The sequence below is a fragment of the Stappia indica genome (assembly GCF_009789575.1).
In the GTDB taxonomy this organism is placed as follows: domain Bacteria; phylum Pseudomonadota; class Alphaproteobacteria; order Rhizobiales; family Stappiaceae; genus Stappia; species Stappia indica_A.
The window spans coordinates 4,574,472-4,595,748 of record NZ_CP046908.1; the positions used below are offsets into that span (position 1 = coordinate 4,574,472).

Below are 21,277 nucleotides of genomic sequence, written 5' to 3' on the forward strand. Positions count from 1 at the left end.
GTTTCATGCCCATCCACTCTCCCCGCCGCCTGCAACGCAAACGGCATGCCGAACGGCCCGTCCCGAAACGGGACGGGTGCTCATGGCTTCGGCGGAAAAGGGATCAGGCGCGTCCGGGGGTCCAGATGATCCGCTGCAGAACGGCCTCGCGCAGCTGGTCGCTCGGCGCCAACTGGTCGAAGGGGCCGGGATATTGCGGGATCGCGTAGACGAGCGTGACGTTGCTGGCACCGCGTGCCTTGCAGATCGCCATGCCGCGCCACAGGTTGCGGCCGACGCGGCAGTCGCCGCGCGAGGTGCCGATATCGGCGAAGGTCATGCCGATACGCTCGCCGTTGGGACCCTGCAGATGGTGGGTCACGCCGTGCATTTCTCGCAGCTTGCCGTTGCTGCCCTTGTAGAAATGCAGGACCTGGAAGCCTTCGGCGTTGTAGGCGCCGATCGCCCACTCGGTCTTGTCTTCGGTGGCCGCCTGGAAACCCTCGGTGGTGAAGCCGGGCAGGGCCGCGGCGATCGCCTTTTCAGAGTAGGGCGTTTCGGCGGTGATGCCGCCGGCGCCGGCTTCGGTGATCTGGACCTGCGGGCCGGGCGTGCGGATCGAGCCGACGGTGTCGCCGTCGAGCGTCGGCGAGCAGGCGGCAAGCAGAGGCAGGAGAAGGAAGAGGGCGGAACGTGAAAGTCTCATCGTGAATCGGATCTCCTCGACTGTGCCCGGACCGGCAGATAGCACTCATGAGCCCGGCAAGGAACCCCTGCGGGGGCGGTGTCTCGGTCGTTCCGGAGCGGGTGGCCACCCTGACGAGATTGCCCCTCGCGAAACTGACAGTACTTCCTGCGGCAATCTCGCCCGGTTTCACGCCTGCGGGTCGTCCGGCGACTGAAAAAGGTGGAGAAGGCAGGGAATTGCGAACGGCCTCCGGCTCTTTTCTTTCGTTGCAGTAAAAACTATTGGTAACAGAGGGTTGCAGAGCTCCGGCGTTCCATGGTCTGATTGGGGTACTCGGGGGCAGTTGCCCCGTCAGGATTCGGGAGACCGCTGCGGACGTCCCTTCGGGGAGGGAGAGGGTGTCTGCTTCAGGTGGTTTTCAGTCGATTTCATGCCGGGATCCCGCCGAGGCGGGGAAAATTCTGACAGGGAAGAGACGCCTGAGGGACGGTGGTGCTCTTGTAAGTTTGACGGGCTTGCCGAGTGGGAAATGCCCTTGCGGCGGGTGCCGGCCCTCAAACTGGCGCAATTTGCGAGTGTATGCATGGGTGAAGATGCCAAGCCGCGAGCAGGCGAGGCTCTCAGGACGAAAGGCAGGGAAGAGATGGCCGACCCGATGGAGACGCAGTCCAAGGCGGCGGCGATTGCCGAAGCACAGACGGGCAAGCATGTTCTCGACATCGTCGAGGCTCAGCTGCGCAGGCTGGGCGCGACGCATATCCTGGTGACCGGGTTGCCGATGCCGAACCGGCCGATCGACGGCCTGGTCCATCGTTTCCGCTGGGCGGACGAGCGGGCCGGCGGCATCGAGCGCAGCGACCTCGACACCGAGGACGGCGCGCTGATGCTGGGCCTGATGCGCAACCGGGCATTCGTCTGGGACGTGACGGTGGGCGACATGGAGCATTCCGAGCTCTTCGCATCGCTCGGCGGCGAAACCCGCGTGGTGGTGGTGCCGGTGACCGAGACGCACCCCTTCCAGGCGGTGGTGATGGGCGGCGGCGCGCATCTCGATGCGGGCTCGGTGGAACTGTCCAATCTCGAGCTGATCTGCAACACCGCCTTCCGCCGGCTGATCGATCTCGGCGTCCTGTCGACGCAGCGCCCGGGCGATCTCTCGGCTCGCGAGCGGCGGGTGCTGGAGCTCACCGCGCTCGGCAAGACCGCGAGCGACATCGCCGGCCTGCTCGACATCTCGCAGCGGACGGTGCACGCGCATCTGCAGAATGCCAGCGCCAAGCTCAACGCCTCCAACAAGACGCATACCGTGGTCGAGGCGCTGCGCTACGGCCAGATCCGGCTCTGACCGGAAACGGACGGCACGCCGGCATTTAGCCGGCCGGGGAAACAAAAAACGGCCACCCGGGCGATCTGTCCGGGTGGCCGTTTTCGTTTCACGTCCCTGGCGCTGCTGCGGAGCGCAGCAGGCGAGGCGTCAGGTCTCGTCGCGCTTGATCCACTTCGGCGTCGCCGGCGGCTCGTAGCCCTCGAACCTGGCGATCAGCTCCGCCGGCTCGCTTGCCACCAGAACCATGTCGCGCATCACCGGCTTCACGAATTCCTCGTCGCGCTGCAGATCCAGGAAAGTCAGCAAGCCGTCGTAGAACCCGTCGACATTGAGGAGGCCGCAGGGCTTGCGGTGATAGCCGAGCTGTCCCCAGGTCCAGATCTCGAACAGCTCCTCCAGCGTGCCGGCGCCGCCGGGCAGGGCGATGAACCCGTCGGAGAAGTCGGCCATCATCGCCTTGCGCTCGTGCATGGAGGCGACGATGTGCAGCTCGGTGAGGCCGGCATGGGCGAGCTCCTTCTCCTGCAGGGAGAGCGGCAGCACGCCGACGACCTCGCCGCCGGCCGCCAGGGCGCCGTCGGCGACCGCGCCCATCAGCCCGACCTTCGCCCCGCCATAGACGAGCCTGCGGCCGGAGCGGGCAATGGCTTCACCGGTGGCGATGGCGGCCTCGCGATAGGCCGGCTTGGCTCCCATGCTGGAGCCGCAGAAAACGCAGATAGACTTCATCGTCGCAATCAGCCCTTCGCCAGTTCGTCGAGCACGCGGGCCCAGGAGCGGATGCCCTTGTGATAGCTGGTCATTTCGTACTTCTCGTTGGGCGAGTGCACCCGGTCGTCGTCGAGGCCGAAGCCGATCAGCAGCGAGTCCATGCCGAGCATGGTCTTGAAGTCGCCGACGATGGGAATGGACCCGCCGCAGCCGATCAGCGCAGCCTCGCGGCCCCACTCGTCGGACAGAGCCTTGCGGCCCTTGGCCAGCGCGGGGCTGTCGAAGGGCAGGCGCAGGGCCGGGCTGCCGCCGTGCTTGTGGAACGTGACGGTGCAGTCGGCCGGGAGCTTGGCTTCCACATAGGCGCGGAAGGCAGCGCGCACCTTCTCCGGGTCCTGGTCGCCGACGAGGCGGAACGAGATCTTCGCGTGGGCCTGCGAGGCGATGACGGTCTTGAAGCCGGCACCGTTGTAGCCGCCCCACACGCCGTTGATCTCGCAGGTCGGACGCGTCCAGATCTGCTCCAGCGCGGTGCGGTCCTTCTCGCCGGCCGGATATTTCAGGTCGACGCCGCCGAGGAAGGCCTCGTGGTCGAAGCCGAGCTTGTCCCACAGCGCGCGCACGTCCTCGGGCATCTCGATGACGCCGTCATAGAAGCCAGGCAGCGTGACCTTTCCGGTCTCGTCGTGCAGTCCTGCGAGGATGTCGGCGAGCACATGCAGCGGGTTGCGGGCGGCACCGCCATACATGCCCGAATGCAGGTCCTTGTCGGCGGCGGTGATCGTGATCTCCTCCCCCACGAGGCCGCGCAGCATGGTGGTGATGCCGGGCGTCTGGCGATCCCACATGCCGGTGTCGCACACCAGCGCGAGATCGCAGGAGAGTTCGTCCTTGTTGGCGGTCAGGAACGGATGAAGCGAGGGCGAACCGGACTCCTCCTCGCCCTCCAGTAGCACGGAGACGGAAACCGGAAGCCCGCCGGTCTCTGCGATCCACGCACGGGCGGCCTCGACGAAGGTCATCAGCTGGCCCTTGTCGTCCGCGGAGCCGCGGGCAACGATCATCTTGGAACCGTCGGGGCGGGTCACGACGGCCGGGTCGAACGGATCGCGCTCCCACAGGTCGAGCGGGTCGACCGGCTGGACGTCGTAGTGGCCGTAGAACAGAACGTGCGGTCCCGCCTTGCCGTCTTCCTTGCGGTGGCCGACCACCATCGGATGCCCGTTCGTGTCGCGTACGCTCGCCGGAATGCCGAGGGCCGTCAGCTCGCGTGCCAGCCAGTCGGCGGCCTGCCGGCAGTCGCTCTTGAAGGCCGGGTCGGTGGAAATGCTCTTGATGCGAACGAGGTCGAAGAGACGGGCGAGCGAGTTGTCGAAATCGGAGTCGATTCGAGACAGGACCCGGTCGAGATCGGACATGGTGGGGCTCCGCTGTGAAGGATGCCCGCGGGCCGACAGACCATGGCAAGGACTGCGGCCGGCGCGCTGGTGAGGGAGCCCAGCATGGACACAGATCGGCGGTCAAGGCAAGGCGCGGCACGGCCCCTTATCGGGGAACGCGCCGCGCCCTGGGGCCGGGGAGGCGGCCGCTTGTGGATGGGCCGCCGCGCGAACGCGGCGGCGCCTCATAGGCGTCTTAGTAGTTGTTGACGGGCGCGCAGGCGCTCGTCACGTTTGCATTGGTAATTTCCGCGCCGTTGACGACGAAGGCGTTGCCCGCCGACTGCGTCAGGCTCGCCGGCATGAAGGGCGAGCGCCCGCAAGCTTCGGGCGTTCCGGTGACGCTCACGGAACCGTTGAGGTTCTCGAAATCGCCCATCAGCCAGAAGCCGGCCCGACCCGCCTGGTCGATCCCGATATTGTCGAAGCGCAGCGCGTCGGACGGGTTCAGCATCTGCATCAGCTGGATGCCGATAATGTCGACGTTGGAGATCGAGATATCGGTGAAGCTGGAGTCGCGGATGCCCATGATCATCATGCCGCTGTTGGTGGCACCATCGATGGTCAGGTTGCTGAAGTCGTAGCCGTGGTTGGACTCCGAACCGACGATGATCGACCAGTCGCCGCTGAACGAGCTGATGTTGATGCCGCTGCGCACGCCGAGGCTCGGCAGCGCGCCGATGCCGGTCAGCACCGAGTTGCGGTAGCCTATCTCGCCGGAGGCGACGAAGGCGGCACCGTCCGCAGTGGTTTGGGCGATGTCGACGGCGTCGAGATCGGCGCGGTGGACATAGTGGAACACCAGTCCCTCCTTCGCCGTGTTCGAGATGTCGACATTCGCGAAGGTGAGGTCCTGCGAGACATTGGCGAAGATGCCCATCCCAACCCGGTCGGCGGTCACATCCTCGACCGTGACGTGGCTGGCCCGGTTGAGGCGGATGCCGACGCCGACCTCAGTGTCTTCCGGGCTGAAGTTGCTGAAACCATCCGCCGTGTCGAAGGCGATCTCCGACAGGTCGACGCGGGCCACCGTGAGGCCCGAACCGTTCTGGAAATTGATGCCGGTGCCGGCCACGTTCGAGATGCGGAGATCGGTGAGCGTCACCCGGCTGGCGCCGTCGGATGCAACCGCCGTGCGGCCGCCGGACAGCGCAAAGCCGGACAGCGTCGTATCGTCCGCCATCGCGAAAAGGTCGCGCGTCGCGTCGCTGCCGTGCAGGCGGGTGTCGCCGACGCGAAGGATGCGGCCGGTCAAGGGGTTGCGCACGTCGAACGCGCCGGCAACGCGCTGGTTGGCGGCAAGGGTGATGGTGTCGTCGATCTCGATGACCGTACCGTTGCCGTTGACGAAGACCTGCTGGCCGGGGGCGGCCGTCCCGATGGCCTGCCCGACATCGCCCGTTGCCGGGTCGATCACCACCAGGTTGTCGAGCGTCGCGCCCGTGCGGGCGTCGACACCCGTCACCTCGGCTCCGAAGGCTCCGGCCTGGGTTACCACGTCCACGTCGCGAACCACCGTCTCGGTCATCCGCCGCTGAAGCGCGGTCAGGCGCGTGCCGCGCTCTTCCCCGCCGATCACGCGCTGCAGGGGCAGGCGCAGCCGGGCGCCGAAGAAGCCCTGCGAGCCGCGCGGATTGTCGTACTGGTATTCGGCGAGCAGGCTGACGCGGCTGCCCTCGAACAGGACATCGTTCATCCGGTACTCGGCGCGTACGCGCGGTCCCCAGACCGTCTCCGCCTTGTCTTCCCAGAAGGCATAGCCGCCGCCATGCACCCAGAACTCGTCGCGCCCGTTGCCCAGCAGGCTGAGACCGGTCAGTGCGCCGGCCTCGATGTCGAGGCCGCGCATCGCGCGCTCCTCGCCGCCGCGCACGGTGATCGAGGCGGCGCCGACACGTGCCGTGTCGTGGGATGCGAGCTGGTGCGTCGTCTCGCCGACCGGCAGATAGGCGTTGGCGCGCAGGTTGAAGTGCTCGGTCATCAGCTCGGCGCCGAGCGTCACCTGCAGGAAGTGATTGTTGTATTGCGAGCGGCGGTAGTCGAGGAAACCGTAGGCGCCAACGATCCAGCGGTTGTCGATGATCTGGCGGATACCGAGACCGGCATTGACTTCCTGCGAGCCGGACGCGCCGAACGTGCCGCGAATGTCGGTGTAGATCAGCCGGTCGAAGGTCTGGAACAGCGGTACGAACAGGGTCGTCTCGCCGGTGCTGGAGCGGCCGGTCGTTCCCGCCTTGCCGCCGACTTCCAGATGCGGACCCCACAGGGGCGCGCCGACCCCGGCAGGATCAGCCTGCTGGGCGCTGGCAATTGCCGGGGCAAGAAGGAGACCGCACAGCGCAGTGGACAGCGCGGTGGCGCGCAGGAGCTTCGATCTGCTTGACGTCATGCCTCACCTTTTCCGGGCAGGCGGAGGCGCAGCGCCGGGCGCGCAGGCACGGTCGCGGCGCGGTCGCCCGCGCGGTCTGTCGTTGGATATGTTGGGACGAGTCCTGCCTGGCTGCGTGCGCTTGCTCGGGCGAACCGGATCTCGGGAACCAGCCTGTCGGGTGGCTCGATGGGGCAGGCATAGGCCCCGCAAAAACACGAGTCAATTAGTCATGTTTTAATGCGCAGGGCCTCCGGCTTTTTGCCGGGGGCAAGCGGGCAACTGCCGTCGCGGCGAAGAGGAATGAGCCGCCGCAAAGCCGAAAAACGATCTGTGGAGAGTTCAGCGCGAACCGCCGGGAGAAGGCCTAGAAGCCGCGTTTGATCGACCCCAGGACGCCGCGTGCCAGCGCGCGGCCGAGCGCGGAGCCGAGCGAGCGCACCACCGATTTCACGGCGGCATCCGCCACGCTGTCGGAGCGCGAGCGGCTGGACCTGGTCCGGCTGCGGCTGGGTGCCGGGGCAGGCGAGGTGCCGAAGTCGGGGAGCTCGAAGCCGGAGCGGGTGCGCCGGGGCGCACCGCGCCGTGCGGTCTCCTGTTCCTCGCGCGCCTGCTGGCGTTCCTCCATCCGCGCCGCCTCGTCGGCCCGGCGCTTGAGCACCTCAAAGGCGGAATCGCGATCCACGGTCTCGTCGTAGAGATGACCGACCGGGCTCATGGCGATGATCTCGCGGCGCTCGGCCTCGGTGATCGGGCCAAGGCGGGAGGAGGGCGGGCGGACGAGGGTTCGCTGGACGATGGAGGGAATGCCCTTGCCCTCCAGCACCGAGACCAGCGCCTCGCCGACGCCCAGCTCCATGATGGTGCGCTCGGTGTCGAGGTCCGGGTTGGGACGGAAGGTTTCCGCCGCCGCGCGAACGGCCTTCTGCTCGCGCGGGGTATAGGCGCGCAGCGCATGCTGCACCCGGTTGCCGAGCTGCGCCAGGACGGTCTCGGGCACGTCGAGCGGGTTCTGCGTGACGAAGTAGACGCCGACACCCTTGGAGCGGATCAGCCGGACCACCTGCTCGACCTTTTCCAGCAGCGCCTTGGGCGCCTCGGAAAACAGCAGATGCGCCTCGTCGAAGAAGAAGACCAACCGCGGCTTTTCCGGGTCGCCCACTTCGGGCAGTTCCTCGAACAGCTCGGACAGCAGCCACAGCAGAAAGGTCGCATAGAGGCGCGGCGCGCCCATCAGCTTGTCGGCGGCCAGCACCGAAACCACGCCGCGCCCGTCGCGCGTGGTGCGCATCATGTCGCGGATGTCGAGCGCCGGCTCGCCGAAGAAGGCATCGCCCCCCTGGCGATCCAGAACCAGGAGCTGGCGCTGGATTGCGCCGACCGAGGCCTTCGAGACATTGCCGTAGACGCGCGACAGCTCCGATGCGCGCTCGGACACATGCGCAAGCAGGGCCTGCAGGTCCTTCAGGTCGAGCAGCAGCAGGCCCTCGTCGTCGGCCAGTTCGAAGGCGACGTTGAGGACGCCTTCCTGCGTCGGATTGAGGTCCATCAGCCGGGCAAGAAGCAGCGGCCCCATTTCGGAGACCGTGGCGCGGATCGGGTGTCCCTGCTCGCCGAACAGGTCCCAGAAGATGGTCGGGAAGTCCTCGTAGATGTAGTCGTCCGTGAAGCCGATCTGCGCGGCGCGCTTTTCGAGGAAGTCCTTCTTCTCGCCGCTGGCGGCGATGCCGGACAGGTCGCCCTTCACATCGGCGCAGAAAACCGGGACGCCGGCGTTGGAAAAGCCTTCCGCGAGGATCTGCAGCGACACGGTCTTGCCGGTGCCAGTGGCGCCGGTGATCAGGCCATGCCGGTTGGCAAGCTTCAGCGTCAGATACTCCGGCTTTTCCGAAGCGCCGATGAAGATCTTGTCTGCGTCCTGCACTTCGTGCGCCTCCGCTGCCGTCGCCGGCCCCTCCGGCGCGCCGAAAAACCATGTAACCCGCGGATCGCGCTGTGTATAGCGGTTGTCGCGATGCGCGCTCTCGTGCCAGATTATCAGTCGAACGCCAGATGATTCCTCGGGGGACACATGGACGAACTCATCGGCCGCGTCGCTGCGGCTGCCGGCATCCGCGAGGATCTCGCACGCCAGGCGATCGGCATCATCCTCAAGTTCCTCGACCGCGACGGCCCGCCGGATGCGGTCGCCCAGGTTCTGGCTGCCTTGCCCGGCGCCTCCCAGCTCATGGCGGAGCAGGGCGGCGGTGGCGGCGGCGGGCTGCTCGGCAGCCTTGCCGGAAAGCTCGGCGGCAGCATCGGTGGGGGAATGGGAGCAATGGCTGCCCTCAACGAGCTGACCAACACGGGCCTCGACATGGGCGAGGTGCAGGCCGTCACGCGCGAGCTTGTGCAGGCTGCCCGCGAACGCGCCGGCGACGATGTCGTCGACCGGCTGGTCGCGTCGATCCCCGGCCTTGGACAGGTGCTGTGAGGCGCAGAAGCTTATCTTGAAGCCCGGCGGTCGGTGCCGGGCAAGTCTGGAGGTGCGAGATGTCCTATTCCATTGACGAGATTGAGGGTATCGGCCCTGCCTATGCCGAGAAGCTGCAGGCGGTCGGCATCAGGACCACCGAGGCCTATCTGGAGCGGGCGAAGGATCCCAAGGGCCGCAAGGCGCTGGCCGAGGAGACCGGGATCGACGACAAGCGCATCCTCAAGTGGGCCAACATGGCCGACCTGATGCGCATCAGCGGCGTCGGCGAGGAATATTCCGAACTGCTCGAGGCCGCCGGCGTCGACACGGTGAAGGAGCTCAAGCACCGGGTGCCGGCCAACCTTCATGCCAAGATGAAGGACGTGAACGAGGCCAAGAAACTCGTTCGTCAGCTTCCCAGCGAGTCCGCGGTGGAGAAGTGGGTCGCGCAGGCAAAGGACCTGCCGGCGGTCATGACCTACTGACGGATCCCGGTCCGCCGGATTTCAAACGCTCCGGTCCCTGGCGGGCCGGAGCGTTTTCGTTTCTGGAAAGCGGCTCGCGCTCGCCTCAGCTCAGCGCCAGCAGGCCCTGCAGATCGGCCAGGACGGCCGTCGGCGGCAGGTCCGAATACTCGTCGGCGGCGCCGATGCGGTTGATCCACACGCTGCGGAAACCGAAGGCGGTGGCGCCTGCGATGTCCCAGCGGTTGGACGACTGGAACGAGACCGCCTCGGGATAGATGCGGAAGTGGTTGGTCACCAGCTCGTAGACGTCCTGCCGGGTCTTGTAGGTCTTCAGCAGGTCGGTCGAGAACACCTCGTCGAGCAGGTCCTCGATCCCGGCGGCGCGCACGGCGGCCTCCAGCATCGCCGGCGAGCCGTTGGACAGGATCGCCAGCCGGTTGCCGTCGTCCTTGAGCCGCTTCAGCACGGTCGGCACTTCCTGGTAGCAGTCGAGCTTCCAGTAGGCGTCGAGCAGCCGCTGGCGCAGGTCCGAGTCGCTCTTGCCCGTCATCGCCATCGCCGTGTCGAGCGCCTGCTCGGTCAGCGACCAGAAATCGAGGTAGCGGCCCATCAGGGCCCGCGTCCAGGAATATTCCAGCTGCTTCTGACGCCACAGGGTCGACAGGCTGACCGCCTCCGGGCCGAGATCGCCGGCATGGCGGCGTACTGCGGCGTGCACGTCGAACAGCGTGCCATAGGCATCGAAGACATAGGCGGAGACGGGACGGGTCGCGGAGTGGGACATGGGCTTGGGGCCTTGGCGGGTGGAGCGCCCGGTATCGGGAGCCCTCTGGCGGCGTTGCCGCAATTTTGTTCACCTGCCAAGCAAACAGCCAACCCGGCCCTAGGTCAAGGCTTCTTGTGCGCCGCACAAGAAGCCGGCTCAGAACGCGCCATGCGCGCTTCCCGGCGAGCGGTCGCGCACGGGTTTGGGGTCAGGTTTCGCCGACATTCCTCCCCGGAACCTGTCGTTGCGGCATAAGAACTTAAGGGGAACTTGAAGTCCTGGGCCGGCCCATGGATGGTCTGCCGCGTGGTCGAAAAGCGCGCAACATCATTCCGGATTGCAGGCAAAACGGGATCGATTTGGACGGTCCTGCCGACTGAGCGGAACAATTCGGTCCTTTTCCCGTGCGCGTGCGGGAGGGCCTTGACCTTCGCCGGCGAAGGGCGTTCGATCCCCACCAATCGCGCCAAGACGGATCGGGAGCAGATGATGAGCGAGTGGTCGCAAACCTGGAACTGGATCGACGGGAACTGGATCGAGGGCAATGCCCCGATCATGGGCACGCGCACGCACGCGGCATGGCTCGGCTCGTCGGTGTTCGACGGCGCGCGCGCCTTCGAGGGCGTGACGCCGGATCTCGATCTTCACTGCCAGCGTCTCAATGATTCCGCGGTGGCCCTCGGTCTCAACCCGGTGATGAAGGCCGGTGAGATGATGGAGCTGACCAAGGACGGGCTCTCCCGGTTCGCGCCGGACACGCCGGTCTACGTGAAGCCGATGTACTGGGCGGAAGGCGACGGCATCGGCACCATCGCCGGCGATGCGGCCTCCACGCGCTTCGCGCTGTGCCTGTTCGAGGCGGCGCTTGCGCCAAAGGATGCGGCGATCACGCTGACCCTGTCGCCGTTCCGCCGCCCGACGCTGGAGACCATGCCGGTCAACGCCAAGGCCGGCTGCCTCTACCCGAACAACGCGCGGGCCATCGTCGAGGCGAAGTCCCGCGGCTTCGACAATGCCATCGTGCTCGACATGCTCGGTAACGTGGCGGAGCTGACCACCGCGAACGTCTTCATGGTCAAGGACGGGGCGGTCCACACGCCCGCTTGGAACGGCACGTTCCTCAACGGCATCACCCGCCAGCGCATCATCAAGCTGCTGCGCGACGCCGGAACGGACGTCTACGAACGCACGCTCGGCTATGGCGACTTCCTGGATGCCGACGAGATCTTCTCGACCGGCAACTACAACAAGGTTGTCCCGGTCAAGCGGATCGAGGATCGCGAGCTGCAGCCGGGTCCGGTCGCGCAGCGCGCCCGCGATCTCTATTGGGAGTTCGCGCACGGTTGAGCGCTTCGCGTGAACCGGACGGAATGATTGGAGCGGTGGTGCAGCGAAGGCTGCGTCGCCGCTTTCATTTCGCAGAGGCACGGGCGGGACGCGGACCAGACAGCGGACCGACCATCAGCGCGGCCAGCACCAGCAGACTGGCTGCCGCCATCGACGGCCAATAGAAGCTGCCCGTGGCATCGGCGATCAGGCCGGCAAGCGTTGGGCCGACCATCTGGCCGGTGCCGAAGCAGGCGGTCATCAGCGCCATCACCTTGCGCGGATCGCCGCCGGCAAGGCGCCGTCCTTCGATCAGCCCCAGCGATGTGATCCCCATGAAGGTGCCGCCCAGCAGGACGGCGGCCAGCGTCATGCCGGCAAGGCCGGAGAACGTCACGCTGGCGGCAACGCCGACGGCCTCTGCGAGGCAGGCGAGCGAAAAGGCCCAGGCGCCGCCCAGCCAGGCTGAAACCCGGCCCCAGACCCAGACTGAGCCGGCGGCCGCCAGTCCAACTGCCGCCCAGGCAGGGGCCTCGAACGGAGCCAGCGTTTCCGACTGGCGCAGGATCGAGGTGAGGAAGGTGGCAGTCACCACATAGCCGATGCCGAACAGGGCATAGGCGATGGCAAGGCGCACGAGCGCCGGCGATATGCGGGCGCGCGCAGGCACCGTGCTCTCGGTGGTCGGCGCGGCGGTACGCGGCGCCCGCGCGACCACGAAGAGTGCGGCGCCCACGCACAGCACCGCCGAAACGAGGCCGCAGGCGGCCCACAGTCCCTGCCAGCCGGCACCTTCACTGGCCAGCCATCCGACCGTCGCCGCCGACAGGGCGATGCCGATGCCGACGCCGGAGAAGAAGAACTGGGCGAGCTCGCCGCGCCCGGCTGCCGCCAGCCGGTCCAGCACCAGTGTCGAGCAGAACACCAGCACGCCCGCACTGGCGATGCCGCCGAGAAACCGCACCAGAGCCAGCCAGACCAGGCCGCCGTCGATCGCCATCAGCGCAGAGGTCGTCGCGCTGCCGGCCAGGCTGAGCAGGAAGCCCGTGCCGATCCTGTCCTTGCCGACCGCCATTACGGCCAGCGCGCCGACCAGATAGCCGAGATAGTTGGCGGAGGCGATCAGGCCGGCTTGGGAGGCCGACAGCGGAATGGCTTCGCTCATGAAGGGCAGCACCGGCGTCAGGGCGAAGCGACCGATGCCCATTGCGGCGGCCAGTGCGCAGAACCCGCCGAAGGCGAGCAGCACGGGCGAGGGAGCGGCGGGGCGAGGCTGGGCGATCATGCGGGGAAGGGCCTTGCAGAGCTTGGCGGGAAGGCGGGAGCCGAGCCTAACGCGAGGGGCGTCTCGCCGGGAGGGGAAATCTGTTTGCAGGGCGAGAAAGCGGTGAGTGCGCGGTAACCAGGAGTGCCCTGCGGCAACTGACGATGGAGAAGTCGGACGGCGTCAGGGCTTTGGGAAAAAGGCACATATGCCCGTTGCCGATTGAAGGTGGGGTGCCTATTTTGCCTTGTGTGACAGGCAGCCATCGCGATTTGCGGAGGCTGCCGGCAACCCCGGTCCGGCCGTCATCCGGCTGTCGGACCGAATGTCTTACAACCCGCGCAGGCCGCCGCGGCAACGGCGCCCCGGCTTCCGCCTGCGACTGTCGGCCGTCTGGTCGGCATCGTTCTTTCGCCCCCGCCCTGAGGAGGTTTCCATGGCTTTTGAACTCCCGGACCTGCCCTATGCCTACGACGCGCTTGGCCCGTACATGTCGGCCGAGACGCTCGAGTATCACCACGACAAGCACCACATGGCCTATGTGACCAACGGCAACAATCTGCTGAAGGATTCCGGCCTCGAGGGCAAGTCGCTGGAGGACGTGGTCAAGGAGAGCTTCGGCAAGAATGCCGGTCTCTTCAACAATGCCGGCCAGCACTACAACCACATCCATTTCTGGAAGTGGATGAAGCCGAATGGCGGCGGCAACAAGCTGCCGGGCGGCCTGGCCTCGCGCATCGATTCCGATCTCGGTGGCTTCGACAAGTTCCGCGCGGACTTCATCGCCGCCGGCACCACCCAGTTCGGCTCCGGCTGGGCGTGGCTGGTGCTGAAGGACGGCAAGCTGGCCGTCACGAAGACCCCGAACGGCGAGAACCCGCTGGTGCACGGCGCGGTGCCGCTGCTCGGCGTCGACGTGTGGGAGCATTCCTATTACATCGACTACCGCAACGCGCGCCCGAAGTACCTGGAGGCCTTCGTCGACAACCTGGTCAACTGGGACTATGTCGACGAGCTGTTCCAGGCTGCCTCGTAAGGCTTGAAGCTCCGGCTCAAATGAAAAAGGCGGGTCCCTGTGGACCCGCCTTTTTTGTGTCGCCTAACCCGGCTGACGCCCGGTTCAGCGCCTGCTGCACTGGGCGGTGAAGACCAGCGTGAGATAGCCGGAAATGTGGTTCAGGAACGCCCGGCACTCGGCCTCGGTCTGGAAACAGCCTTCGCGCGAGAACTGGATCGTGCGCAGGTCGACGCTCTTGCGGCCGCCGACGATGCCGCGCCACGGACCGGCAGCCGGATTGCGGCAGTCGGCGCGCGAGCCGTAGGTGCTCGGCACGTAGTCCTCGTCATAGGTGGGGGCGAAAAGCAGGTCGCCGATGAAGCTGGCCTGCGCGGGCACGGTCTGGGACAGGGCGAGCGCCGCGGCCAGCGCCAGCGCGGCAGCGCGGCCGGCCATGGATCCGGACTTGCGGAGGGAGAAGCTGGAAGCGGGCATGAGTCTCCTCGACTGGTTCTGGTGGTTTTCCGGCAGTCGGCGCGTGGCCTTGCGGAGCCCCCGTTTGCCCGCCATCTGGCGGAAGGAGTGGGGCGGAATCATGGTGGCGCGGCCGTGGCAACGGCCTCGTGCTTCGTTCTCTATCGAGCTTTCGTTTAAGGCGGGTTACGTGCCGGCGACCGGATCGGATCGTCGGCTATAAGGTTCAGTCGGCAAGCCCGGCCAGAAACTCGGCGATCAGCGCGACGGTCTGTGCTTCCGCCTCCCGGTGCGGGTTGTGGCCGACGGCGGGCAGCAGCACGGCGCGTCCGCGCCCCTCGGCGATGCAGCCGGGATGGGCTGCGGAGCCGAATTCGTCCGCATCCCCATGGATCGCGAGCAGCGGGCAGGCGACCTCTGCCAGCGCCCTGTCCAGCGTCCAACCGGCAAACTCGGACGACAGCCAGGTTTCGGTCCAGGCATCCACCACCCAGCGCGCCTTGTCGCCGTGATAGCGGGCGAGCCGGGCCAGTTCCTCCGGCTGCTGGAACGCTGCCCTGGCGACGCGGATACCCTCCAGCGTCCGCTCCTCGATGAACGCCTGCGCGCCCATCGTGATCACCGCAAGGCAGCTCTCGCGATGCCGGCTTGCGGTTTCCACGGCCATCCCGCCGCCGACACTATGGCCGCAGGCGATGAACCGCGTAAAGCCGAAAGCCTCGCGCAGGAGCGGGAGCGTATCGCGCCCCTCCGCCTCGATGAAGTCGGCAGGCAATGCGCCTGGAAAGGCGTCCGAACGCCCGAAGCCGAGCCGGTCATAGGCGATCACCGGCCGGCCGGTCTCGCCGGCAAGCGCCTGCGGGAAGCTGCGCCAAAGCTCGACGGCGCCGAGCGAGTCGTGGAACAGCACAATCGGCGAAGGAGTATTCTGGAGAAGGGGCTCCTCCCACCACATCCGCGCGAAGAGCGCGCCGCGGCCGGTCTCGATCCGCATGTCGTGGGCGGGAACTTGGTGAGGCATGGCAGGCATCGTTGTGAGTAGGGGCCCGAGGCGGGAGCCTTGCACATAGCCGAGGGCCGAACCTGTGTCCACGCGTCCCGGACCGGCTCTTGCCGGCTCGTGCCAAGTCGTCGCAGCCGATGCCGCTTGCGGCTGCCACCATCTTTCAATTAAATTCGAATACTAGAAATTAAACGGCCAGCAAACCTGCCAAGGGTTCTGGCGGACACGCGGCGGGCATGCGGGGCGACCATCGTACCCGCGCCGCCTACAAGGAGTGACAGCCATGTCGATGATCACCACCAATGTCGGCAGTGCCGACCGGATCGCCCGTATCGTCGTAGGGCTGGCGCTGATCGCCTTCGCCCTTTCCGGTCCGGCGGACATCACCTGGAAATGGGTCGGCTGGATCGGCGTCGTGCCGCTGCTGACCGCCTTCCTGAAATGGTGCCCGGCCTACACGCTGCTCGGCGTCAACACCTGCAGCAAGTAGGAAGGACATACCGGGGGGGCGGTCAGTCGAAAGAGGTCAGGTTGCAGTCCAGGAACGCGATCAGCTTCTCATTGTGCCGGTTTTCTGCCTCGCTTCGCGGCAGGTGGTCTTCGTCTTGATAATAATGAACCTCGGGCGTGCGGCCGTGGCGCCGCAGCCGCTCAGCGAGCCGTCTGGTCGTTTCGACCGACCAGACCTTGTCCGCCGTGCCATGGCTGAGAAACAGCGGTCCGTCGTAGCGCTCGACCTCGATAGGCGTGGTGGGTAGAAGGTCGTCGCTCGACCCGCGCCAGGACCATGCGCGCTCGCCAGGGTCCCAGACCTGCCAGCCTGGATCACCCGCATCCCGCCAGCGGCGGGCATCGAAGGCACCGCAGATGACATCCGGGGCGCTGTGCACGGCGATGGCGTCCGGCACGCCGGCAACGCCGTCCCGCAGCATCAGAGATGCAAGCAGCAAGGCATGTTCTGCTCCGCGTGACACGCCGTAGATGCCGATCTTACCGCCCGATGGGGCAAATCCCCGAAGCGCCGCCAAGGCCTCGGCGGTTCGGTCCAGCGGCACGTCGACGATGCTGCCGGCGTTCCACGCGTTGCCGCCTTTCGAATAGGGGAAGGGAAAGGCCAAGAAACCATGGGCGGCGAGCAGGACCGCATTACGATGGCTCCAGCCCGACCCGGCGCCTTCCGATCCATGCAGGATCATGACGGCGGGAAACGGCCCATCGCCCGGCGGGCCATAGGTCGTGCCCCACTCGGGAATGAGGCGGCGGACTATGTTCAGCGACATGACGACTCCTGCCTGATCTTTGAAGCATCCGACTTCCGAGGGAAACGTTCGATCTGCTATCGCAGGTTTAGCAAGGCTGTACCGACGGCTGACATCGTGCCCTCACGCGAGCCCGAGTTCTGAACGTAGGCGCTCCGTCCAGTCCCGGCTTGTCGCATCGGCCAGCCGGGCGACGTCCGGTACGGCATTCGCGGCCGGCGCCGGGTCGAGGCCGAGCGCTTCCAGCACCCGGCGCAGGGCTGCCGATGGGTCGGCCGACAGCGTCTCGTAGGTGAGGTGCATCGGCGCGATGCCCTGTTCTGCGAACCAGGCCTCCCACTCTCGATCTGCGGTCGTCATCGTGTCATGGGTGCTGCGCAGCAGCGCGGCGTCGTAGACGGGTTCGCGCGGCGGCGACAGCCGCTCCAGCTCCGTGCCGTCCGAGGCCCTGTGCCACAGCCCGCTCTGCTGCGCCTTCACGTAGGAGACAGCCTGGGCTGCCTTGTCCAGGCGGGTGAGGTGGATGAACAGCGTGGAACCGAAGGCGGCTTCGAGGCGCGCAAGATCGCCGTGTCGATCCGGGCGGAGGATCGCGAGCTTTTCGCGGAAAAAGCCGAAGCTGTGCCGCTGCAGGCGCAGACCGAAGATGCCGGTTCCGCCGCGCCCACGCTCGAGAGCAGAGGCGAAGATCTGGGCAAGGGCCTGTCGTTCATCACGCTCCGCGTCGCTCGCAAGTCCGAAGCGCTCGCGCCAATCGTCCAGCGACGGCTCATGGAACAGGGATGCCGGCCTGCCGGCGACGCCGGTCGCGGCCAGAAGCCGGCACAGCAGCGTGCTGCCGCTGCGTGGGGAGGTGCAAATCACATAGGACTGGAAAGGCGGCATTGGGCGAAAGGCGGGTCGGATGCGGGAGGAGAACCCTTGCCGCCTTTCGTGACTGCAATGTGACGCGTCTTGCTGGGGAACCCGTTATCTGCGGAAGGTGAGGTCGACGGTGCCGACGGTGATGCCGTATTTGCGCACGTCGGCGGTGTTGCGCACGGTGCGTGCGTCGACCCGTGTGAGCGTGTCGAAGAAGCGCACGGCCACCGGGCCATCGCCCGTGGCCAGTTCCGCCGCATAGTCGAAGCGGATGCTCGGCCCGCCGGTGGTGATGGTCACCGGATTGAGCACGTCGGACCGCGTGCCGATATAGCGGTTCTCCGCCACCTTCTGGAAGAACCAGACCTTGGTGTCGCGCTCGCCGTCGGCAAAGCGGAAATCTTCCCGAAGCCTGAGCGTGAAGGTCTTCGGGTTCCAGCTGCCCTGGGTGACGACGGTGAAGGGGCGGCGGATGCCGGCAATCCGGCTCTCGAACACGCCTTCGCCGACGGTGCGGCCGCGGAAATAGTCCTCCAGGACCAGCGGTTTGCCGTCCGCATGGGCAGAGCCGGCGGCGAACACCGGGAGCAGGAGGACAAGGGCAAGGACCGCCGCCAGGGCGGAAATGTTGGCGCGAGCCGCCTCGCGGCAGAAGATCAGCGCGGGCATGGAACCCTCCGTAACCAGCTGTGGGCGGCGCAGTGCCGCCCTTGCTAGCGTTTACGGCGTCATGCCCGCGCCGGATTGCCGATCAGCCCGTAGCACCGGCCACCTTCAGAGCGAAGGCATAGACGAGCGCCACTTCCTTCAGCCGGTCGAAGCGCCCGGACGCGCCGCCATGGCCGGCTTCCATGTTGGTCTTGAGGAAGAGCGCCGCCTCGTTGCTGCGCCGCTCGCGCAGGCGCGCGACCCACTTGGCCGGCTCCCAATAGGTGACGCGCGGATCGGTCAGCCCGCCGACCGCCAGGATCGGCGGATAGGCCTGTGCGGCGATGTTGTCGTAGGGCGAGTAGGCGGCAATCGTCCGGTAGTCGTCCTGCGAGGCGACCGGATTGCCCCATTCCGGCCACTCGGGCGGGGTCAGCGGCAGCGTGTCGTCCAGCATGGTGTTGAGCACGTCGACGAAGGGCACCTCGGCGATGATGCCGCCGAAGGCCTCCGGCGCCATGTTGGCCACCGCGCCCATCAGCATGCCGCCGGCCGAGCCGCCCTGCGCGATGATGCGGTCGGACGAGGTGAAGCCTTCGTCGGCCAGATGGCGGGCGGCGGCGATGAAGTCGGTGAACGTGTTCATCTTCGCCTGCCGGCGGCCGTCCCGGTACCAGCGGAACCCCTTGTCCTTGCCGCCGCGGATATGCGCGATGGCGTAGACGAAGCCGCGGTCGACGAGCGACAGGCAGTTGGTGTTGAAGCTCGCCGGAATGGTGATGCCGTAGGAGCCGTAGCCGTAGAGCAGGCAGGGCGCGCTGCCATCCAGCGGCGTGTCCTTGCGGTAGAGCAGCGACACCGGCACCGTCTCGCCGTCGCCGGCCGGCACCTGCAGGCGCCGCGTCACATAGGCCTGCGGATCGTGGCCGGACGGAACCTCCTGCGTCTTGCGCAAGGTGCGCTCGCGCGTCTCCATGTCGTAGTCGAACACCTGCGCTGGCGTCGTCATCGACGAGTAGGAGAAGCGGATCCGGTTGGTGTTGAACTCGTAGCCCTCGGAAAGGCCGAGCGAATAGGCTTCCTCGTCGAAGGCGATGGCATGCTCCAGCCCGTCGGCGATGCGGCGAACGACGATGCGCGGCAGCCCGTCTTCCCGCTCCAGCCGCACCATGTGCTTGGCATAGCAGGTGAAGGAGAGGATCAGCCGGCCCTCGCGATGCGGCACCACGTCCCGCCAGGCGTCCGGACCGGCGCCCGCACGCAACTCGGCGAGCGGGAGGCTCATGACGCGGAAGTCCTCGGCGCCGCCGTGATTGGTCAGCAGCAGCAGCGTGTCGCCGCCGTCGTCCTCCACCGAATACTCGGTGCCGGTCGCGCGCGGGGCCACCGTGAGCGGCGCTTCCAGCGGCGCGTCGGCCGGGATCAGGCGGACCTCGGACGTCTCGTGGTCGTGGATGTCGATCGTCAGGAAGCGGCCGGACTGGGTCTTGCCGATGCCCATGAAGAAGCCCGGATCGGCCTCCTCATAGACCAGCACGTCGCCGGCCGGATCTGTGCCGACCTCATGCCGGAACAGCTTCGACGGCCGGTGGTTGGCGTCGAGCCGCACATAGAAGAGATAGCGGCCGCAGGCGGACCACTCGCCACCGCCGCCCGTGTCCTCGATCCGCTGGTCGAGATCGCGCCCGCTGGCGAGGTCCCGCACCAGGAGGGTGTAGAACTCCGAGCCCTTGTCGTCGAAGGCCCAGGCAAGACGCGAATGGTCGGGCGAGTGCGATGCGCCGCCGAGGCGGAAATAGGCCTTGCCCGCCGCCTCCTTGTCGCCGTCGATCAGGATCTCCTCGGCCTCGCCGCCGCGCTCGGCCACCTCGCGCGCCATGCGCACGAGGCGCGGATGCTGCCCGCCGGCCACATAGGCGAAGCCGTAGGCATAGGGCCCGTCGGCCATCGGCACGCTGCTGTCGTCTTCCTTGATCCGCCCCTTCATCTCGGCGAACAGCGTCTCCTGCAGGCCCTTCGTGTCGGCCATGCCGGCTTCCAGATGGGCGTTCTCCGCCTCCAGATAGGCGCGGATGGCGGGGTCGAGCGTGTCGGGCGCGCGCATCACCTCCTGCCAGTTCTCCGCACGGAGCCAGTGGTAGGGATCCTCCCGGACGATGCCGTGGGCCGTCAGGGTGAGGGGGCGCTGGTCCGCCCGCGGCGCCGGCGCAGCCGCAGCATCGGAAAGGGGGCTATTGGGTGTCTTCAACATGGAGCGGAGGTAGGCGCTTTCATGGGCCTTGGCAAGGGCGGCGGCGTGTCGCGGAAGGGCAGGGCGTCATTCGTTGCAACCGGTGCACAAGCGCGGCGCCGTGTGATAAAAGCGCGGCCATGAGCGACCGATCCACAACGCTGCAGCCGTCCGCGAAGACCCGGACGGAGCGCCCGCGCCTGTACAAGGTGCTGCTTCTCAACGACGACTTCACGCCGCGCGAATTCGTCGTGGCGGTGCTCGCCTCCGAGTTCCGCATGAGCGAGGACGAAGCGGTGCGGGTGATGATCACCGCCCATCAGCAGGGCGTATGCGTCGTTGCCGTCTTTCCGCGCGATGTCGCCGAGACCAAGGCGACCCGTGCAACCGAGGCGGGGCGCGCCAACGGCTTTCCGCTGCGTTTCGAGACCGAGCCGGAGACCTGACCGGTCAGCGGGCACAGGGCCCGTCTGTTTGCGGGATCACTGCGGCGGGCAGACGACGTCTCCGGCGCGCATCGCGCCCGCACCGCCGACCGTCACATCGGACGAGCCCGCGGCAACGCACCCTTCCGCCGGCGCGACGAACCGCACGGCCGGCTCGCCTTCCACGAAGACGCCCGGGACCGGCTCGAACAGGCCGGGCGGGCACGCCGCCACATCCGACAGGCGCAGTGCCGGACGACCGTTGATCGTCACCGACGAGGCGCCCGTCACCGCGCAGGCCGGCATGTCCTGCGCCGCCGCGGGCAGCGCTGGGAGTAGTAGCGTGAGGACGAACGTGATCCAGACGCCGGTGGCGAGGCTCTGTAGATTTGGGTCACGCCTTTGGCGCGACTGATTTGCTGGATGCCGGATCACGCGATGGCGCCTTCGCGCCACGCGGTCCGGCATGACGGAGCGGATATGGACCGCAGGGTGCTCTGTCGATACAACTTTCAACTCGCTATGGTTGTTGTGTCGGGCGAGGCAAATGACAGCCTATGTCTATATTCTGACAGGCAGCCGCGCAGGAA

At 67.1% G+C, this 21,277-nt stretch carries 21 protein-coding genes; 7 read left to right on the forward strand and 14 right to left on the reverse strand.

Translation table 11 applies throughout. The annotated features are described in order from the left end of the window. Positions 1-103: 103 nt before the first annotated feature. Positions 104-685 (reverse strand): DUF1131 family protein, encoded by a 582-nt coding sequence (locus GH266_RS20975; RefSeq protein ID WP_158195570.1) that lies wholly within the window; start codon positions 683-685, stop codon positions 104-106. 565 nt (positions 686-1,250) lie between these two features. Here GH266_RS20975 and GH266_RS20980 point away from each other — a divergent pair. After that, entirely contained in the window at positions 1,251-2,012 is a 762-nt protein-coding gene (locus GH266_RS20980; RefSeq protein ID WP_209001499.1) for a helix-turn-helix transcriptional regulator, read from the forward strand. A gap of 129 nt (positions 2,013-2,141) precedes the next feature. Here GH266_RS20980 and GH266_RS20985 read toward each other — a convergent pair whose 3' ends face one another. The 4 genes from GH266_RS20985 to GH266_RS21000 all read right to left on the reverse strand — a co-directional run bounded on the left by GH266_RS20985 (position 2,142) and on the right by GH266_RS21000 (position 8,436). Beyond that, positions 2,142-2,723, reverse strand: coding sequence for an LOG family protein (locus GH266_RS20985; RefSeq protein WP_158195571.1), 582 nt, complete (start codon positions 2,721-2,723; stop codon positions 2,142-2,144). 8 nt (positions 2,724-2,731) lie between these two features. Further along, entirely contained in the window at positions 2,732-4,123 is a 1,392-nt protein-coding gene (locus GH266_RS20990; RefSeq protein WP_158195572.1) for a dipeptidase, read from the reverse strand. Positions 4,124-4,340: 217 nt separating this feature from the next. After that, on the reverse strand, positions 4,341-6,533 hold the full coding sequence (locus tag GH266_RS20995; protein ID WP_158195573.1) for an inverse autotransporter beta domain-containing protein: 2,193 nt from the start codon (positions 6,531-6,533) through the stop codon (positions 4,341-4,343). A 346-nt stretch (positions 6,534-6,879) separates the two neighbouring features. Further along, positions 6,880-8,436, reverse strand: coding sequence for a helicase HerA-like domain-containing protein (locus GH266_RS21000; RefSeq protein WP_158195574.1), 1,557 nt, complete (start codon positions 8,434-8,436; stop codon positions 6,880-6,882). Between the two features lie 147 nt (positions 8,437-8,583). Here GH266_RS21000 and GH266_RS21005 point away from each other — a divergent pair, with 147 nt between their 5' ends. Together GH266_RS21005 and GH266_RS21010 are read left to right on the forward strand one after the other, a co-directional pair. Beyond that, entirely contained in the window at positions 8,584-8,985 is a 402-nt protein-coding gene (locus GH266_RS21005; protein ID WP_158195575.1) for a DUF2267 domain-containing protein, read from the forward strand. A 59-nt stretch (positions 8,986-9,044) separates the two neighbouring features. Then, positions 9,045-9,452, forward strand: a complete 408-nt coding sequence (locus tag GH266_RS21010; RefSeq protein ID WP_158195576.1) for a DUF4332 domain-containing protein — start codon at positions 9,045-9,047, stop codon at positions 9,450-9,452. Positions 9,453-9,537: 85 nt separating this feature from the next. Here the strand turns inward: GH266_RS21010 and GH266_RS21015 are convergent, their stop codons facing one another. After that, entirely contained in the window at positions 9,538-10,218 is a 681-nt protein-coding gene (locus tag GH266_RS21015; protein WP_158195577.1) for a haloacid dehalogenase type II, read from the reverse strand. A 471-nt stretch (positions 10,219-10,689) separates the two neighbouring features. Between GH266_RS21015 and GH266_RS21020 the strand changes: the two genes are divergently transcribed. Then, entirely contained in the window at positions 10,690-11,547 is an 858-nt protein-coding gene (locus GH266_RS21020; protein ID WP_199270645.1) for a branched-chain amino acid aminotransferase, read from the forward strand. A gap of 64 nt (positions 11,548-11,611) precedes the next feature. On the opposite strand, the gene GH266_RS21025 is transcribed toward GH266_RS21020, so the two are convergent. Then, positions 11,612-12,811, reverse strand: a complete 1,200-nt coding sequence (locus GH266_RS21025; protein WP_209001500.1) for a YbfB/YjiJ family MFS transporter — start codon at positions 12,809-12,811, stop codon at positions 11,612-11,614. Positions 12,812-13,226: 415 nt separating this feature from the next. Between GH266_RS21025 and GH266_RS21030 the strand changes: the two genes are divergently transcribed. Beyond that, the gene (locus GH266_RS21030) at positions 13,227-13,826 is read left to right on the forward strand and encodes a superoxide dismutase (protein ID WP_120269078.1); all 600 of its coding nucleotides are present in this window, start codon (positions 13,227-13,229) and stop codon (positions 13,824-13,826) included. Positions 13,827-13,910: 84 nt separating this feature from the next. Here GH266_RS21030 and GH266_RS21035 read toward each other — a convergent pair whose 3' ends face one another. Beyond that, complete coding sequence (locus GH266_RS21035) at positions 13,911-14,282, reverse strand: hypothetical protein (RefSeq protein WP_158195578.1); 372 nt, start codon at positions 14,280-14,282, stop codon at positions 13,911-13,913. A gap of 205 nt (positions 14,283-14,487) precedes the next feature. Beyond that, positions 14,488-15,282: an alpha/beta fold hydrolase gene (locus tag GH266_RS21040; RefSeq protein ID WP_199270395.1), complete on the reverse strand. Its 795-nt coding sequence runs from the start codon at positions 15,280-15,282 to the stop codon at positions 14,488-14,490. Positions 15,283-15,547: 265 nt separating this feature from the next. Between GH266_RS21040 and GH266_RS21045 the strand changes: the two genes are divergently transcribed. Beyond that, positions 15,548-15,754 carry a YgaP family membrane protein gene (locus GH266_RS21045; RefSeq protein WP_425329552.1) on the forward strand — a complete coding sequence of 69 codons (207 nt, stop codon included), beginning with the start codon at positions 15,548-15,550 and terminating at the stop codon, positions 15,752-15,754. Between the two features lie 22 nt (positions 15,755-15,776). Here GH266_RS21045 and GH266_RS21050 read toward each other — a convergent pair whose 3' ends face one another. From GH266_RS21050 to GH266_RS21065, 4 genes are all read right to left on the reverse strand, one after another. Further along, on the reverse strand, positions 15,777-16,544 hold the full coding sequence (locus GH266_RS21050; protein WP_158195580.1) for an alpha/beta hydrolase family protein: 768 nt from the start codon (positions 16,542-16,544) through the stop codon (positions 15,777-15,779). 102 nt (positions 16,545-16,646) lie between these two features. After that, positions 16,647-17,408: a Stf0 family sulfotransferase gene (locus tag GH266_RS21055; RefSeq protein WP_158195581.1), complete on the reverse strand. Its 762-nt coding sequence runs from the start codon at positions 17,406-17,408 to the stop codon at positions 16,647-16,649. 84 nt (positions 17,409-17,492) lie between these two features. Further along, on the reverse strand, positions 17,493-18,053 hold the full coding sequence (locus GH266_RS21060; protein ID WP_158195582.1) for a DUF3833 family protein: 561 nt from the start codon (positions 18,051-18,053) through the stop codon (positions 17,493-17,495). Between the two features lie 82 nt (positions 18,054-18,135). Next, positions 18,136-20,283, reverse strand: coding sequence for a S9 family peptidase (locus tag GH266_RS21065; protein ID WP_158195583.1), 2,148 nt, complete (start codon positions 20,281-20,283; stop codon positions 18,136-18,138). Positions 20,284-20,402: 119 nt separating this feature from the next. On the opposite strand from GH266_RS21065, the gene clpS reads away from it, so the two are divergent. Beyond that, positions 20,403-20,708: an ATP-dependent Clp protease adapter ClpS gene (clpS, locus tag GH266_RS21070; RefSeq protein ID WP_067221889.1), complete on the forward strand. Its 306-nt coding sequence runs from the start codon at positions 20,403-20,405 to the stop codon at positions 20,706-20,708. A gap of 36 nt (positions 20,709-20,744) precedes the next feature. On the opposite strand, the gene GH266_RS21075 is transcribed toward clpS, so the two are convergent. Then, a complete protein-coding gene (locus GH266_RS21075; protein WP_158195584.1) occupies positions 20,745-20,993 on the reverse strand; it encodes a PAAR domain-containing protein in 249 nt (82 codons plus the stop codon). Positions 20,994-21,277 lie beyond the last annotated feature (284 nt).